Annotated in this window: 17 protein-coding genes; 9 read left to right on the forward strand and 8 right to left on the reverse strand. The window is 68.9% G+C overall.

Annotated features, from left to right (window positions below; all coding sequences use genetic code 11):
• Positions 1-17 precede the first annotated feature (17 nt).
• Positions 18-1,391 carry a FliI/YscN family ATPase gene (locus tag Q8S30_RS13385; protein WP_305666508.1) on the reverse strand — a complete coding sequence of 458 codons (1,374 nt, stop codon included), beginning with the start codon at positions 1,389-1,391 and terminating at the stop codon, positions 18-20.
• A gap of 81 nt (positions 1,392-1,472) precedes the next feature.
• On the opposite strand from Q8S30_RS13385, the gene Q8S30_RS13390 reads away from it, so the two are divergent.
• Genes Q8S30_RS13390 through Q8S30_RS13430 form a run of 9 tightly spaced genes read left to right on the forward strand, consistent with a single transcriptional unit; the run spans position 1,473 to position 6,025 of the window.
• A complete protein-coding gene (locus tag Q8S30_RS13390) occupies positions 1,473-1,856 on the forward strand; it encodes a FlgB family protein (RefSeq protein ID WP_305666509.1) in 384 nt (127 codons plus the stop codon).
• A gap of 11 nt (positions 1,857-1,867) precedes the next feature.
• Positions 1,868-2,260 carry a flagellar basal body rod protein FlgC gene (gene flgC / locus Q8S30_RS13395; RefSeq protein WP_305666510.1) on the forward strand — a complete coding sequence of 131 codons (393 nt, stop codon included), beginning with the start codon at positions 1,868-1,870 and terminating at the stop codon, positions 2,258-2,260.
• Between the two features lie 18 nt (positions 2,261-2,278).
• Positions 2,279-2,575: a flagellar hook-basal body complex protein FliE gene (gene fliE, locus Q8S30_RS13400; RefSeq protein WP_305666511.1), complete on the forward strand. Its 297-nt coding sequence runs from the start codon at positions 2,279-2,281 to the stop codon at positions 2,573-2,575.
• 2 nt (positions 2,576-2,577) lie between these two features.
• Positions 2,578-2,844, forward strand: coding sequence for a flagellar biosynthetic protein FliQ (locus tag Q8S30_RS13405; protein ID WP_305666632.1), 267 nt, complete (start codon positions 2,578-2,580; stop codon positions 2,842-2,844).
• 3 nt (positions 2,845-2,847) lie between these two features.
• Entirely contained in the window at positions 2,848-3,564 is a 717-nt protein-coding gene (locus Q8S30_RS13410; protein WP_305666512.1) for a flagellar hook-basal body complex protein, read from the forward strand.
• 8 nt (positions 3,565-3,572) lie between these two features.
• Positions 3,573-4,358, forward strand: a complete 786-nt coding sequence (gene flgG, locus Q8S30_RS13415) for a flagellar basal-body rod protein FlgG (protein WP_305666513.1) — start codon at positions 3,573-3,575, stop codon at positions 4,356-4,358.
• Positions 4,358-4,789, forward strand: a complete 432-nt coding sequence (gene flgA, locus Q8S30_RS13420; RefSeq protein WP_305666514.1) for a flagellar basal body P-ring formation chaperone FlgA — start codon at positions 4,358-4,360, stop codon at positions 4,787-4,789. Before flgG ends, flgA begins: the two co-directional genes overlap by 1 nt.
• Before the next feature lie 12 nt (positions 4,790-4,801).
• A complete protein-coding gene (flgH, locus tag Q8S30_RS13425; protein WP_305666633.1) occupies positions 4,802-5,530 on the forward strand; it encodes a flagellar basal body L-ring protein FlgH in 729 nt (242 codons plus the stop codon).
• A 3-nt stretch (positions 5,531-5,533) separates the two neighbouring features.
• On the forward strand, positions 5,534-6,025 hold the full coding sequence (locus Q8S30_RS13430) for a flagellar basal body-associated FliL family protein (RefSeq protein ID WP_305666515.1): 492 nt from the start codon (positions 5,534-5,536) through the stop codon (positions 6,023-6,025).
• Between the two features lie 117 nt (positions 6,026-6,142).
• Here Q8S30_RS13430 and Q8S30_RS13435 read toward each other — a convergent pair whose 3' ends face one another.
• The 7 genes from Q8S30_RS13435 to motA form a co-directional block, all read right to left on the reverse strand.
• Positions 6,143-6,529, reverse strand: a complete 387-nt coding sequence (locus tag Q8S30_RS13435; protein ID WP_305666516.1) for a hypothetical protein — start codon at positions 6,527-6,529, stop codon at positions 6,143-6,145.
• Complete coding sequence (locus tag Q8S30_RS13440; RefSeq protein WP_305666517.1) at positions 6,526-7,623, reverse strand: flagellar biosynthesis protein FlhB; 1,098 nt, start codon at positions 7,621-7,623, stop codon at positions 6,526-6,528. The genes Q8S30_RS13435 and Q8S30_RS13440 overlap by 4 nt, the downstream gene beginning before the upstream one ends.
• On the reverse strand, positions 7,620-8,399 hold the full coding sequence (locus Q8S30_RS13445; protein WP_305666518.1) for a flagellar biosynthetic protein FliR: 780 nt from the start codon (positions 8,397-8,399) through the stop codon (positions 7,620-7,622). Before Q8S30_RS13445 ends, Q8S30_RS13440 begins: the two co-directional genes overlap by 4 nt.
• A complete protein-coding gene (flhA, locus tag Q8S30_RS13450) occupies positions 8,396-10,483 on the reverse strand; it encodes a flagellar biosynthesis protein FlhA (RefSeq protein ID WP_305666634.1) in 2,088 nt (695 codons plus the stop codon). The genes Q8S30_RS13445 and flhA overlap by 4 nt, the downstream gene beginning before the upstream one ends.
• Positions 10,483-11,289, reverse strand: a complete 807-nt coding sequence (locus Q8S30_RS13455; protein ID WP_371135516.1) for a transglycosylase SLT domain-containing protein — start codon at positions 11,287-11,289, stop codon at positions 10,483-10,485. The genes flhA and Q8S30_RS13455 overlap by 1 nt, the downstream gene beginning before the upstream one ends.
• Positions 11,290-11,374: 85 nt before the next feature.
• Positions 11,375-13,813: a hypothetical protein gene (locus Q8S30_RS13460; RefSeq protein ID WP_305666519.1), complete on the reverse strand. Its 2,439-nt coding sequence runs from the start codon at positions 13,811-13,813 to the stop codon at positions 11,375-11,377.
• The gene (gene motA, locus Q8S30_RS13465; RefSeq protein WP_305666520.1) at positions 13,810-14,679 is read right to left on the reverse strand and encodes a flagellar motor stator protein MotA; all 870 of its coding nucleotides are present in this window, start codon (positions 14,677-14,679) and stop codon (positions 13,810-13,812) included. Before motA ends, Q8S30_RS13460 begins: the two co-directional genes overlap by 4 nt.
• Between the last annotated feature and the right edge of the window lie 24 nt (positions 14,680-14,703).

Here is a 14,703-nt window from a genome sequence, read left to right on the forward strand (position 1 = left end):
CTGGCATCCACTCCCGCCTACAGGCGTGACACAACCGGGGCAGCGCGCCCCGGCTGTCGCGGCTCTGGCACGGCGGCTGCCGCAAGGCAGGTCTCCAGCCGCGCGAAGCTGGCATCCACCCCGCCCTCCCCATCCTCGGCCAGAAACCCGTCCAGCGCCGGCCAAACCCGGATGGCGGCGTCGATCAGCGCATCGCTGCCGGTGGCATAAAGCCCCGCCTGGATCATCATCTCGGCCCGGTCATAGGCCCCCAGCAGGCGGCGCGCCTCGGCGATCAGTCGGTTCTCCTCGGCGCTGGCGGCTGCGGGCAGCGAGCGCGAGACCGAGCGCAGCAGGTCGATCGCCGGAAAGCGGCCGCGCTCGGCGATAGCACGGTCCAGCACGACATGTCCGTCGAGCACGCCGCGCAGGATGTCGGCCACCGGCTCCTCCATGTCGGAGCCCGCGACCAGCACCGAGAAGACGGCGGTGATATCGCCCGATCCCTCGCGCCCCGGCCCCGCCCGTTCCGCGAGGGACATGATCTGATGCGAGGTGGAGGGCGGGAAGCCGCGCAGGGTGGCGGGCTCGCCGGCGGCGAGCGCGACCTCTCGGTGTGCCTCGGCAAAGCGGGTGATACTGTCGGCGAGCAGCAGCACATGGCGACCCTCGTCGCGGAAATGCTCGGCGACCGCCATCGCGGCCCAAGCACAGCGGCGGCGCACCAGCGGCGACTGGTCGGAGGTGGCGGCGACGATCACCGAGCGCGCCATCCCCTCGGGGCCAAGCACGGTTTCCACGAACTCCCGCAGCTCGCGCCCGCGCTCGCCGACCAGCGCGATCACCACCACATCGGCGGCGACCCCGCGCGCGAACTTGCCCAGAAGCGAGGATTTTCCCACGCCAGAGCCCGCAAACAGCCCGATCCGCTGGCCGCGCACCAGCGGCAGCAGCGTGTCGAAAACCGCGACGCCGGTCGGCAGCCGCGGCCCCAGCCGCCCGCGCTGCGCGGCAGGGGGCGGGCCGGCGGGGAGCGGGCGTTCCACCGGGCCGCGGCGCAGCGACCGCCCGTCCAGCGGCAGGCCCGCCGGATCGACGATGCGGCCGATCCAGTCCGCGCACGGCGCGATACCGCCCTGCCCCGTCAGCTCCACCGCGTCATCGAGCCCAATGCCATCCGGTGCGCCATCGGGCAGCACCGTCACCGCCTCGGGGGCCAGCGCCAGCACCTCGCCGGCCAGTATCCGGCCGCTGGCGCAGAGGATCCGCACCCCGTCTCCTTGCGTCGCGTGAGGGCCGAGGCCGCGGACCAGAACCGTCCCGCGCCCGACCGCCGCTACCCGCCCTACGGGGCGGACCTGCGCCACCGCCGCGATCTGCGCGCAAAGCCGTTCAAGTTCCGCGAATGCCATCCCGTCCTCGCTTTGTTCATGAAAGGTTTTCTAAACGAATCGGAGTTAAGGCTTGATTGAAAGCTCGGAGGAGAAGCCCCGATGTTCCAACAGCCCGAGATCATGCGCATGGCGCAGGCGATGGCGCAGCATGCCGCGCAGCGGCAGAACGCGGTGGCGCAGAACGTCGCCAATGCCGATACGCCGGGCTATGCCGCCCGTGATCTTGCGCCCTTTGCCGAAACCTATGCGGCCGAAGGCATGGCCCTGCGCCAGACCCGCACGGGGCATCTGGGCGCAGAAGACAGCCCCGCCGCAGCCATGATCCCGCGCGAGGCTCCCGGCAATCGCTCGCCCAACGGCAACTCTGTCTCGCTGGAGAGCGAGATGGTGAAGTCGGTGGAGGTGAAGCGGCAGCATGATCTGGCGCTGACGCTCTACAAGACCTCGCTCGGGGTGCTGCGCACCTCGCTTGGCCGTCGCTGAGGGGGGTCGGGATGAGTGATTTCAGCAATGCCCTCGCGCTTTCGGCCAGCGGAATGCAGGCCCAGGCGATGCGCCTGCGCCATGTGTCCGAGAATATCGCCAATACCGACACCCCCGGCTACCACCGCAAGACCGCCCCTTTCGAGGAGCAGGTCGAGGGCGGGCGCCGCACCGGGCTGGTGACTCTGGGGCCGGTCGATCTGGACCGGTCAGAGCTGGCGCGGATTTACGACCCCGGCCACCCGCTGGCCGATGAGAACGGCTATCACGACGGCTCGAATGTCGATCTGGTGGTCGAAATCGCTGACGCGCGCGAAGCGCAGCGCAGCTACGAGGCGAATCTCAGGATGTTCGATCAGGCCCGGCAAATGTCGGCAAGCCTGCTCGATCTCCTGCGCCGATAGGGCAAGGAGGGATCCAGAATGGACGTGAGAACCTCTTTCGCCGCGCAGACCTATGCGCAGTCCCGTCCGGCCACGGCTCCGCAGCCGGGGCCGGCGGGTTCTGCGGTCGAGGGCGGGTTTGCGGGCTATGCCAAGGATTTTGCCGCAACGCTGAAGGCCGGCGAGGATACCGCCCGAGCCGCGATGACGGGCGGCGCCGATCCCCATGCGCTGGTACAGGCGCTGGCCGCGACCGAGCTTGCCGTGGAAACCGCGGTGACGCTGCGCGACAAGGTGGTCGAGGCCTATCAGGAGATCCTGAGGATGCCGGTATGACGATGGATGACGCCGTCTTCTTCGACACGCTGCGCCAGGGGTTGTGGATCGCGGTGATCATCTCGGCCCCGCTGCTGGCGGTGGCACTGGTTGCGGGCATCGCGGTGGGCCTCTTCCAGGCGCTGACCTCGATCCAGGAAATGACGCTGACCTTCGTGCCCAAGGTCGGGCTGATGCTGGCGGTGTTCTGGGTGTCGATGTCGTTCATGTCCGAGGCGCTGGTGTCGTTTTTTACCACACGCCTGATCCCGATGATCGCGGGGGGCTGAGCGATGGATAACGCGGGCTACACCACGCTGAGCCGCCAGTCGGGCCTGCTGGCCGAGATGCAGGCGGTGGCGAACAATATCGCCAACCTCTCCACCACCGGCTTTCGCAAGGAGGGGGTGATCTTCGCCGAACATGTCGCGGCGCTGGATGGCGATGAGCCCTCGCTGTCGATGGCCCATGCCAGCGCCCGGATCGTGGACCTCCAACAGGGCCCGCTGACCAAAACGGGGGGCAGCTTCGATTTCGCCATCGAAGGGGACGGGTTCTTCCTGATCGAAACGCCCGAGGGCAACCAGCTGACCCGCGCCGGCAGCTTCACCCCCTCGGCCGAGGGCGAGCTGGTGACCCCCGATGGCCACCGTCTGCTCGATGCCGGGGCCGCGCCGGTCTTCGTGCCGCCGGGCGCGGGCGCGGTGGCGCTGGCCGCCGATGGCACGCTGTCGGCGGATGGCGCGCCGGTCGCGCAGATCGGCCTGTTTGTTCCCGCCGACCCGAACGGGTTGCGGCACCGCGGCGGCACGAGGTTCGACGTCGAGGCGGGGGTGGAGCCGCTGGAGGGCGCCGTGATCCTGCAGGGCTATGTCGAGAATTCCAACGTGAACCCGGTCAAGGAGATCGCCCGCATGATCGAGGTGCAGCGCGCCTATGAGCTTGGCCAGACCTTCCTTGACCGAGAGGACGAACGCATCCGCGGCGTCATCTCCGCCCTCAGCCGCTAGGAGCCCTCATGCGCGCCCTTCAGATCGCCGCCACCGGCATGAGCGCCCAGCAGATGCGGGTCGAGGTGATCTCGAACAACCTCGCCAACATGTCCACCACCGGCTACAACGCCCGCCGCGCCGAGTTTGCCGACCTGCATTACCAGCAGGCGGCGCGCCCCGGCACGATCAACGCCACCGATGGCACGGTGCTGCCCACCGGGGTGCAGCTTGGCCTTGGCGTGCGGGCGGCGGCGGTGTCGGTCAATATCGCGCAGGGCTCGCTGTCGCAAAGCGGCGGCGATCTCGATGTCGCCATCGAGGGTGCGGGCTATCTCGAGGTGACGCTGCCCTCGGGGGCCTCGGGCTATACCCGCGATGGCGGGCTGAAACGTTCACCAGACGGGCTGATCGTCACCTCTGACGGGTATGAGGTGGTGCCGGGCATCACCATCCCCGCCGATGCCCGCTCGCTGTCGATCAATGCCGCGGGCGAGGTCTATGCCTATTTCAACGACCGGATCGAGCCAGAGCTGCTGGGGCAATTCACCCTCGCCGGGTTCACGAATGAAAAGGGGCTGGAGGCGATCGGCTCCAACCTCTTTCTGGAGACCGCCGCCTCTGGCCCCGCGCTGGTCTCGTCCCCGGGCGAGGACGGGCTCGGCACCCTGCGCCAGGGCTATCTGGAGGACAGCTCCGTCGATGCCGTGCGCGAGATCACCGAACTAATCGAGGCGCAGCGCGGCTATGAGCTGAACGCCAAGGTCATCACTGCCGCCGACCAGATGCTCGGCGCCACCGCGCAGGTGCGCTGATGTTCGGGCGCGAGATCTGGCTGCTGATCGTGGCGCTGCTGATGCTGGCGACCAGCGCTCGGGCCGAGATGCTGGTTGCCGCCCGCACCATCCGCGCGCAGGCGCTGATCACCCCCGCCGATCTGGCATGGGCCGAGGGCATGATGCCAGATGCCATCGCCGACCCAGCGGAGGTGCTGGGGCAAGAGGCGCGGGTCGCGATCTATGCCGGCCGGCCGATCCTGGCAGGCGATATCGGCCCGCCGGCGCTGGTCGAGCGCAACCAGACGGTGACACTGGTCTATCGCCGCGGCGCGCTGACCATCCTCGCCGAAGGCCGCGCCCTCGGCCGCGGCGGCGCGGGCGACAGCCTGCGCGCCATGAACATCGCCTCGCGCACCACCATCACCGGCCGCGTGGCCGCCGATGGCACCGTGCATGTGGGCTCCTGACAGATGAGGACGATGATGCGCCTGACCCCTGCCCTGCTGCTGCTTGCCGCGCTACCCGCCTGCGCGCGGCTGGAAAATGTCGGCCGCGCGCCGGATTTCACCCCACTGGAGGGCAGCGGCGAGTATTACGCCATGTCCGGCAACAACTTCCCCGAGGTGACCGACCGGCCGATGCCGGCGGATGGCGCCTCGCTCTGGTCCGGCACCCGCGAGTCGCTTCTGGGTGACCGGCGCGCCATGCAGCGCGGCGATATCCTGACCGTGGTAATCGAGATCGACGATCAGGCGCAGATCACCAATTCGACCGACCGCAGCCGCAGCGCCTCGGAGGAGATGGGGTTGCCCAGCCTCCTCGGCATCCCGCAGCGGCTGGACCCGCTGCTGCCAGAGGGCGCGACCCTGGCCGATGCCGTCTCCGGCGGCAGCAGCTCCAGCTATCAGGGCGACGGGTCGGTCAGCCGCCAGGAAAAGCTCACGCTGCGCGTGGCCGCGACCATCACCGAGCGGATGCCGAACGGGGTGCTGCGGGTGCAGGGCAGCCAGGAGGTGCGGGTGAACAATGAGATCCGCGAGCTGCTGGTTGCCGGCTTCGTGCGGCCCGAGGATATCTCGCGCCAGAACGAGGTGACCTATGACAAGATCGCCGGGGCGCGCATTTCCTATGGCGGGCGCGGCCAGATCACCGATGTGCAGCAACCCCGCTATGGACAGCAGGTCGCCGATATCCTGCTGCCGATGTAGGCGATGCTGCGCAAGCTGCTGCCGATCTTGCTGGCGCTTTTCGGCCTCGGTGCCGGCCTTGGCGCCGGGATCGCCCTGAAGCCCGAGCCGGACCCGCATGCCGCCGAAGACGTCTGCGCCCCACCGGCGACGGCAGAAACTGCCGCCAAGGCCGAGGGCGAAGAGGCCCCTAGCCGCGACTATGTGAAGATGAACAACCAATTCGTGGTGCCAGTCGTCGAAGGTGGCCGGGTCACTGCGCTGGTGATCCTGTCGATCAGCCTCGAGGTGCAGCTCGCCACCGGCGAGCTGGTCTATCAGCGCGAGCCCAAGCTGCGCGACGGCTTCTTGCAGGTGCTGTTCGACCACGCCAATGCCGGCGGCTTCCGCGGCGCCTTCACCGAGGCGAACAACATGACCGTGCTGCGGCACGCCCTGCTGGAGGTCGCGCAAAAGTCCCTCGGGCCGATCGTCAGTGACGTTCTGATCGTCGATATCGTGCGGCAGGACAGCTGAGGGCCGTGCCAAGACAGCCGGGACGGCCCGCGAGCGCCTTCTAGCCGCGCGCTGAACAGCCAGGTGCCCGGGGCCAATGCGGCTGCCAAAGGAGGGGCTGATCAGCCCCCGCGCGGTTCAACCCTGTTGCCGCGCGATCCGCTGACGCAGGCGCTCTGCCCGCTGCGCGGCCGCCAACTGGTCCAGCACATCGCGCCGACCCTGAGCTGTTGCGGCAGCAGCGCGCGCCTCCAGCCAGGCGGCGGTTTCCCGAGCGAGTTCGGGGTTGAGCGCTTCCTTGCGGGCCCGGATCCAGTCCTGGAACTGTTCGGCGCAGCCCTGCAGCGCCGGCGAGCCATCGCTGCGCGCTGCTTCCTGCGCCTCGGCTTGCGCGGCAGTCAGCTGCGCCAGCGCCGCCAGCGTCACCGAGCGCGCCACTCCGGCATCGCGCAGAACCTGCAGCCGCCGGTCACGCTCCAGCGCCGCAAGCCGGGCGAGGGCCGCCAGATCCTCGGCGCGGCTCATCCGCCGCTCCCGCCCCATCGGTCGCGCGCGCGGCGGCGCATCGCCTCGGCAAAGCGGATCGCGGCGGCGACGGCCTTGTACTGGTCGGGCCGGATTTCGCGCCCGATCCCGACCGTGGCGTAGAGCGCGCGGGCGGTCGGTGGATCGGAATGCAGGGGCACACCGGCCTCGGCTGCGGCCGCCCGGATCCGTGCCGCGATCTCGTCCACGCCCTTGCCCACGCAGACCGGCGCCCGGCCGCTTCCGCGCTCCCATTTCAGCGCCACGGCAAAATGGGTGGGGTTGACGATCACCACATCGGCGCGGGCGACATCGGCGAGCATCCGGTTCATCGCGATCTCGCGGCCGCGCTGTCGGCGACGGCCCTTCATATGCGGATCGCCCTCGCTGGCTTTGTACTCCTCGATCACCTCCTGCCGGGTCATCCGCAGGCGCCGCATCCGCTCCGCCTGTTGCCACAGGATATCGGCGAGCCCCATCACCAGCGCGATTCCCAGCACCAGCACCAGAAAATCGACCAGCAGATCGGCCAGCAGCGCCCCCGACATCGCCGCGGGCAGGTTCTGCGCGGTGAGGATCGCCGGCATCCGGCTGGCCAAAAACAGGCCAAGCAGCACCGAAACCAGCGCCAGTTTGGCAAAGTTCTTGGCAAATTCGAACAATCCCGCGCGCCCGAACTTCTGCGTGGCATTACCAAGCGGCGAGATGCGCTTGAGGTCGGGCATCAACTTCTCGGGCGCGAAGACGATACCGCGCAGCGCCAGCAGCAGCGCCAGCACCGCCAGCATCGGCGCCGCGAGCCAGGGCAATGCCGCAAGGCCAACGCTGGCGATCAGGCCTCCAACCGGGCCCGCCTCCCCCGCCACAAGCAGGGGCGCCAGCCGGTCGGCCTGCCCCAGCAGCACCATCCCGGTGTCACCCAAGGCGGTCACCGTCGCGCCGCCGAGGGTCACGGCGGTGAGAAGGATGCCGGCATAGCCCGCAGCCACATTGAGCTCCGGCGCGCGCAGGATGTCGCCGCGGCGGCGGGCATCGTCCAGCCGCTTCTGCGTTGGCTCGTGGTCCTTTTCGCCATCGTCCGGCGCCTCGCTCATGGCGGCACGTCGAACGGCGCCGCGAGGAAGGCCTGGAACTGCAGCTGCCACAGCGCCAGTGCCGAGGGCAGCGCCAGTGCCAGCAGCACCAGCCCGCCGGCGGTCAGGGCCGGGGCGCCGACGAAAGCGACCATTAGCTGCGGCATCGCGCGGTTGATGACGCCAAGCGCGACGTTGTAGATCAGCGAGGCGATCACGAAGGGCGCCGCCAGCGAGAAGGCCAGCGCAAAGGACCGCGCCACATTGCCGAGGCCCCAACCGAGGATATCGGCCGCGGACGGGAAGCCTCCCGCCGGCAGCGCCTGATAGGACAGGATCAGCGCCTCGGCCAGCCGCACATGCAGCCCGGCCATCACCGCCAGGGCAAGGCCCCCCACCGTCAGCAGATGGCCCATCGCCGCCTGCGGCTCCACGCCCGAGCCCGCGAAAAGCTGCGAGAGCGAGGTGGCCTGCGCGGCGATCGCCCCTGCCATCTGCAGGACCAGCACGAAGAGCCGCAGCACGAGGCCAAAGGCCAGCCCCGCCAGCGTCTCGGTCAGCAGATAGGGCGCGATCAGGCGGCCATTGGCAACTACGGGCTGCACCTCGGCCGCGACCGCGGGGAAGACCACGGCGGTGAAGGCCAGCGCCATCGCGAGCCGCACCCTTTGCGGCAGCGTCTGCTCGCCAAAGGCCGGCAGCGCCGCCATCGCCGCACCCACGCGCAGGAAGACGATGAACGCTGCGAACAGACCATCCGCCGCCAGATCCAGCAGCGGCTGCAGCAGCCCGGTCATGCCGGAACCATGCCCACAAGTGCGGGACGGGCATCAAGCCCGATCTCGTCGAAGCTCAGCACCGGCGCCGCTACGCCCTTGGCCCCCAGCACCGTCTTCAGGAACCGCCGCCGCCGCGCAGACGTGACCAGCGCGGGATAGGTCCCGCTCTCACCCGCGCGGGCGATCTTCTCGGCCACGTTCATCGCCAGCCGGTTGAACTTGTCGGGCGGCAGCGCGACGTCGCTCTGACCGCGCTCGCCCTCGATCTGATATGTCGTGAAAGTCTCTTCCCATTCCGGGGCAAGCTGCAGCAGCGGCAAGGTGCCATCAGCTCGGCGCAATTCGGCCACCAGCTGGAAGCCTAGGCGGCGGCGCACATGCTCACACACCGCCTCGGGCCCACTGCTGCCCCGCGCCTCGGCAATGGATTCCAGGATCAGCGGCAGGTTGCGGATCGATACCCGTTCCTCGAGCAGCAACCGCAGCACCGCCAGCAGCAGGTCGACCGGCACCTTGTCGGGCACCAGTTCCTCGATCAGCCGCCGGTTCGATTCCGCCCGCGCCGGATCGGACAGGCGGGTCATCTCATCGAGCAGCCGGCGCAGGGCTTTCAGCGTCATCAACCGCGGGAAGTTGCGCTTGATGACCTCAAGAAGGTGTGTCGCCAGCACCTCGGTCGGTCCGACGACGGTCGAGCCCGCCAGCACCGCATCCTCTTGCAGCGCCGGCGGCAGCCAGCGTGCAGGCGCACCATAGACCGGCTCGCGCACCTCCTCGCCGGGCGGCAGCAGGTCACGGTTGTCGGCCAGCAGCGCCAGCACCTGGCCCGGCAGGAGCCGGTCGCGGGCCTGTTCGGCGCCTTGGATGCGGATCCGATAGCAGCCGGGATCGAGCCCGCCATCGTCGGTAAGGCGGATCTCGGGCAGGATCAGCCCATAAAGCGCAGCCACATGGTTGCGCATATTGCCGATACGCGCGTCAAGGCCGGTCGCCGGGTCCAGCACCATGCCAACAAGGTTCGGCGCAAATTCCACATGGATATCATCGAGGTCGAGCAGATCGCCAAGCGAGCGCGGCGCCAGTGCCGGCGCTGCGGGGGTCTCTGCGCGCAGGGCCTCCGCCGCACGGCGGGCGGCGCCCTGCTGCACCCGGTAGGCGGTCGCCCCGAGGATCAGCCCGCCCGCCATGAACGGCACGAAGGGCAGCCCCGGCACCAGCCCGAACAGCGCCATCAGCACCGCAACCGTGCCAAGCGCCGCCGGATAGCGACCAAGCTGGCGAAAAAAATCGATATCCGCCGCACCCTTGGAGCCACCCCGCGACAGCAGGATCGCGGCGGCGATGGAGATGATCACCGCCGGGATCTGGCTGACCAGCCCGTCCCCCACGGTGAGGATCGCATAGGTCTCGAGCGCCTGCCCGATCGGCATCCCGTGCAGGCTGACCCCGATCACCAGCCCCATCACCAGGTTCAGAAGCGTGATCAGCAACCCCGCCACCGCGTCGCCCTTGACGAATTTCGACGCGCCATCGAGCGAGCCGAAAAAGGTGGTCTCCGCCTGTTCCCGCTCTCGCCGCGCCCGCGCCTCGGCATGGTCGATGGCCCCTGCGTTCATGTCGGCGTCGATGGCCAGCTGCTTGCCGGGCATGGCATCCAGCGCAAAGCGGGCGCTGACCTCGGCCATCCGCCCGGCGCCCTTGGTGATGACGATGAAGTTGACGATCAGGATCACGCAGAACACCACGAGACCGATCAGCACCGACCCGCCCATGATGAAATTGGCAAAGCCCTCGATCACATGGCCAGCGGCAGCAGTGCCGGTGTGCCCCTGCCCGACGATCAGCTTGGTTGACGAGATGTTCAGCGACAGTCGCAGCATCAGCGAGGCCAGCAGGATCGTCGGGAAGGCCGAGAAATCCAGTGGTCGCTCGATGAACAGCGTGATGGTGAAGATCAGGATCGCCAGCGCGAAGGAGATGGCAAGCCCGGTATCCAGCACCCAGGCCGGCATCGGCAGGATCATCATCACGATGACCGCCATCATCGCCAGCGCCAGCAGCACCGTCGGCTGGAAGACCGTGCCGAGCGTGAGTTGCGGCATCATCTGCCCTCGCCGGGGGGGGAGTCAGGATCGGGTGCGGCCTCCGGTGCCGTATCTGTCAGCGGCAGAGGTTGCGCCGATGCAAACAGGCTTGCACCCGCGCCGTTGCCGATAGGGACCAGCGAGCCAAGCCCGGCGCCGCTGCCGGCCTGCAGCAAGGGGAAGCGGTTCTCCCTTGGCACCAGCGGCCGGACCGGCCGTGCAGCGGCCAGCACGATGTCGGGGATCTCGGGCAGGTCCCCCAGATCCTGATGCCGAAGGCCGGCGCGGAAGCGGTCGAAGCGGGCGGCATATTTCTCGGCGAACTGCGGCGTACGCGAATGATAGGCCCCGGCCGCCCCGGTCCAGTCGCCCTTCTCGGCGTGGAGGGTCCGCAGGAACTTCGCTGCGTAGAGCGCATTCGCCAGCGGATCGAACATTTGGTCGATCGAGGAGAAATTCTCGCCGTGCCATTTGTAGTTGATCTGGAAGCAGCCGACATCGAAGCTGCGGGCACCGCGCTTGAAATGACCATAGACGAAGCTGCGCGCCTCATCTTCGGTCTCAAACCAATGGCCGGCGCCCTCCATGTTGACCGTCCAGGGCCAGGGCCGTATCTCGCCGCCTCGGTTGCGGCCGGTCTCGGTCAGCGAGATGGCCTTCAGCACCGAGATCGGTACGCCCATCTGCTGCGCGGCCTGCTCGGCGGCCCGCTCGCAGACGAGGGACAGATCGGCGGGCACCGCGGTGACAGGCCTCGCAACGACCGCAAGCGCGCAAACAGCCACGATGAACCGGATCGACCGGAGGAGGAAATCTATCTGCACGATGTCCCTGCCGCAATTCTTGCTGCCGTGGTCAGGCTAGGCGGGGAGGGTTGAGATTTGGTAACCGTCAGCCGGGACTGAACACCTAGGGGTCAGTTGCCGGGCCCGTGGACGTTGCCGCCGCGCCGGCCATTTGACCGGGTGCCCCGGGGCCGGGCGCCGCCAGCAGAGCAGACCATGCATCGCGCGCCGAGCGGCTCTCCTCCAACAGCGCCTGTCCCCCAGCAAGGCTGACCGGGGCCTCTGGCAAGGGGGTGACTGCGGCGCCCGCCACGTCATCCGGTGGTCCCAGAGCCAGAACCGCCCGCTGCGGATCGGTCCCGCTGCTGCGCACCGCCTGCCAGTCGCCGGCGCGCCATTGCTCTGCCGCCGCCTCGTCCGGCAAGCCAGCGCGCCGATAGGCCGTGGCCGCGGCTGCGTGATCGCCGGCAAGGCTATGCGCCTCGGCCTGCAAAGCGGCGGGTTCGGCCCCCACCATCCCGGCCAGCAGCGCCAGAGCCTGGCTTGCGTCACGCTCCACCAAAGCTGCGCGGGCGGCCAGCATCCGCCCCTCGGCAACCATGCGGCCAGGGCCGAGGGCCTGTCGCGCCTCGACCGCAAAGCCGTTATCCAGCAGCCGGCGGGCGACATCCAGCCGCAGATCGACGGGCGGATCCGCCCGGTCGAACAACTCCCTGTCCGCAAAATAGCGCGCCAGGAAGACCGAAACATCGGGCCAGTCCGCCAGCATCCCGACCAGCTCGCGCGCGACGGCCCGCCGAGCGCCCGGGTCCCACCGCGGACCAGCACGCGCCAGTTCCTCGCTTGCCGCAGCGAATCCGCCAACGGAGGCGAGCCCCAGCACCTGCGCCCGCGCCAAAGCCGGGCCAAGAGCAGCCTCCCGATGCTCGAAGGCCAGCGCCGCGGCGGCCTCGGTCAGCGGGGGGGGCACCGGCCTGCCCTCGCGCAGGTGGCTGTCGATCAGCAGGATCAGCGCCTCGGGACCGAGCGGCCCGTCACTCTTGACCACCTCGCCAAGCTCGGTTTCTGCCGCGGCGCTGTTACCCAGCGCAAGGTCCAGCCGCGCATCGATCATCTGCAGCCCGGGGCCATGATCGCCCGCCGCCCGCAAGATTGCGTCCCGGACCGCGCGCGCGGCGTCTGGCGCGCCAACCTCGATGAGCCGCTGGACCAGACCGGGCCCGAGCGCGCGGCGCAGATGCAGTGGAAGCGCCGAAAATCCCTGCAGCACTGCCCCATGATTGACCGTGGCGCCCGGCGCGATCCGCGCTTCGGCCATCACCGCCCAAAGCGCGGCCGCCGTGTCGCAATCGGCCATTCTGGCAAGTGGGCCGGGGCCGCGCGCGTGGCCGTCATCAAGGATCTGCGCGAGGGTCAGTAGCAGGTCCGCGCTTTCGCCCTCAAGCCCGAAGGCCGCCGCGGTCGCCCGAGCCTCCGCGCCGAAGCCGTGGTAGAGGTAGAGCTTGACCAGCCGTTCGACCGCCGCCGGATCTGGCTGGTCGAATTCGCCCAGCAGGCTGGCCTGTGCATCGGACAGCTGTTCGGAAAAGGCGCGAGTATCGCCCCAGCCGGCCAGATCGACGGCGGCATCCGGCAGGCAGGCCTCGCCCTCCGACGTCACGCCGGGGATCTCGGCCTCATCGGCCATCGCTCGGTCGATGCTGGTTTCGGCATGGATGGCAAAGTGGCCCGCCGGATCGGGTTGGGCCGAGGGGTCGGGCGGCGATGTCGCCGCGGGCGGGGAGGGCTGCTCCGTCGTCAGCTGCGTCTCCGCCTCGGCGGTCGTCCCGGCATCCCCCTGAGCTTCGTCATCAGCCCAGGGGGCGAGTATCTCCGGGCGCCCCACCATCTCCCTCGGGTCCGGCACCTCGATCTCGACCAGTCCCTGCGCCGCCGCGCGGCCAAGTTGCATCATCAGATCCGCTTCGGCCTGTACCACCCGCGGATCCGGAAGGCTGGGCGCAAGCGGCGGCGCAGCCGCCGGGGGCGAGGGGTCCTGCGCCAGGTCCACAGCCACAGGGCCCACCCCGCCGGGCCAGAACACCTCGAGCCGCGGCGAGGGTTCGACCACCGGGCGGTATCCGGCACTCGCCACGGCTGGGGTAGGTGCTTGAGGTGGATCGACGGGCTGCTCGAAGCGCGAGCCGGCGGGGGGCGGGCCGGCGCGAATGTCGATCACCAACGCACCCCGCGCTGTCTCAAAGGCGATGGCGTGGTGGTCGGCCGCGACGCGCAGGCGCAAAGCGCCACCTCCGGCATCTTCGACCCCCAGCAGCCGGGTCTTCGGGATCAGCCGGTACACCTGCCCGGCGTCAAATCCGGCACCTTCAAGTGCAAGGCGCAGTTCATACGTCGTCCCGGCGCGGCCAAGCGACCAGGACGTGCCAGCCGGCAGATCGTCCAGCACCAGCCGCGAGAAATCGGCATGTTCGCCTGACCGCAGCCGGAATGTCTCGGCCGCGGCCGGCGCTGCCAGAACCACCAGAAGCAGCGCCACGATTCGGGCGAACGATGCGCCGGTCATGCCGCCTCCTGCTTCACCGCCTTCAGCGCCTCTTCCAGTTCGGAAAAGCTGGGGCGGATGTGGTGGGGCGTGTTCTGCCGCCCGACCTCGATGCAGATATTGGTGGCATGCTGGTGCAGGTTCGCCACCAGCACCTCGCGGATCAGGTTGTAGAAATGCGCGTCCTCCTCGACCACCGTCTTCACCTTCCCCGCGAAGGGGCCGACGAAGCCATAGGCGAGGAACACCCCCAGAAACGTGCCGACCAGCGCGCCGCCGATCATCTTCCCCAGCACCTCGGGCGGCTGGTCGATGGAGGCCATGGTCTTGATCACCCCCAGCACGGCGGCGACGATGCCAAGCGCCGGCAACCCGTCCGCAACTGTCTGCAAAGCATGGCTGGAATGCAGCGCATGGTGCAGGTTCGCCTCCATCCGCTTGTCGAGCACCTCCTCCACCTGATGCGGGTCGTCGTAGTTCATCGAGGCAGAACGCATCGTGTCGCAAATCAGATCGATGGCCTCGTGGTCGGTCAGGATCTTCGGGTATTTGCTGAAGATCGGCGAATTGCCCGGCGCCTCGATGTGTTCCTCGATGGCAACGGGGTTCTGCCGCGCCAGTCGGATCAGCTCGAACAGCAGGCACAGCAGGTCGCGGTAGTCCTGCGGCTTCCATTTCGGGCCCTTGAACACCTTGCCGATATCGCGGGCCGTCTGCTTGACGCCCGCCATGTCGTTGGAAAGCGCGAAGGCACCGACGGCGGCGCCGAGGATCATCGCCATTTCATAGGGCAGCGAGTGCAGGATGATGCCCATCTTGCCGCCGGCAGCGATGTAGCCGCCGAAGACCATGATGAAGATGATTGCGATGCCGGCGAGTCCGATCATGGCGGCGAGTCTTTCATGGCGACA

The sequence above is a fragment of the Frigidibacter sp. genome, assembly GCF_030695035.1.
In the GTDB taxonomy this organism is placed as follows: Bacteria; Pseudomonadota; Alphaproteobacteria; order Rhodobacterales; family Rhodobacteraceae; genus Frigidibacter.

What these genes read in the sequence shown, in the direction of transcription:
- Q8S30_RS13385 (WP_305666508.1), bottom strand. Translation starts at nt 1,391, where the DNA reads ATGGCATTCGCGGAACTTGAACGGCTTTGCGCGCAGATCGCGGCGGTG.
- Q8S30_RS13390 (WP_305666509.1), top strand. Translation starts at nt 1,473, where the DNA reads ATGTTCCAACAGCCCGAGATCATGCGCATGGCGCAGGCGATGGCGCAG.
- flgC (WP_305666510.1), top strand. Translation starts at nt 1,868, where the DNA reads ATGAGTGATTTCAGCAATGCCCTCGCGCTTTCGGCCAGCGGAATGCAG.
- fliE (WP_305666511.1), top strand. Translation starts at nt 2,279, where the DNA reads ATGGACGTGAGAACCTCTTTCGCCGCGCAGACCTATGCGCAGTCCCGT.
- Q8S30_RS13405 (WP_305666632.1), top strand. Translation starts at nt 2,578, where the DNA reads ATGGATGACGCCGTCTTCTTCGACACGCTGCGCCAGGGGTTGTGGATC.
- Q8S30_RS13410 (WP_305666512.1), top strand. Translation starts at nt 2,848, where the DNA reads ATGGATAACGCGGGCTACACCACGCTGAGCCGCCAGTCGGGCCTGCTG.
- flgG (WP_305666513.1), top strand. Translation starts at nt 3,573, where the DNA reads ATGCGCGCCCTTCAGATCGCCGCCACCGGCATGAGCGCCCAGCAGATG.
- flgA (WP_305666514.1), top strand. Translation starts at nt 4,358, where the DNA reads ATGTTCGGGCGCGAGATCTGGCTGCTGATCGTGGCGCTGCTGATGCTG.
- flgH (WP_305666633.1), top strand. Translation starts at nt 4,802, where the DNA reads ATGATGCGCCTGACCCCTGCCCTGCTGCTGCTTGCCGCGCTACCCGCC.
- Q8S30_RS13430 (WP_305666515.1), top strand. Translation starts at nt 5,534, where the DNA reads ATGCTGCGCAAGCTGCTGCCGATCTTGCTGGCGCTTTTCGGCCTCGGT.
- Q8S30_RS13435 (WP_305666516.1), bottom strand. Translation starts at nt 6,529, where the DNA reads ATGAGCCGCGCCGAGGATCTGGCGGCCCTCGCCCGGCTTGCGGCGCTG.
- Q8S30_RS13440 (WP_305666517.1), bottom strand. Translation starts at nt 7,623, where the DNA reads ATGAGCGAGGCGCCGGACGATGGCGAAAAGGACCACGAGCCAACGCAG.
- Q8S30_RS13445 (WP_305666518.1), bottom strand. Translation starts at nt 8,399, where the DNA reads ATGACCGGGCTGCTGCAGCCGCTGCTGGATCTGGCGGCGGATGGTCTG.
- flhA (WP_305666634.1), bottom strand. Translation starts at nt 10,483, where the DNA reads ATGCCGCAACTCACGCTCGGCACGGTCTTCCAGCCGACGGTGCTGCTG.
- Q8S30_RS13460 (WP_305666519.1), bottom strand. Translation starts at nt 13,813, where the DNA reads ATGACCGGCGCATCGTTCGCCCGAATCGTGGCGCTGCTTCTGGTGGTT.
- motA (WP_305666520.1), bottom strand. Translation starts at nt 14,679, where the DNA reads ATGATCGGACTCGCCGGCATCGCAATCATCTTCATCATGGTCTTCGGC.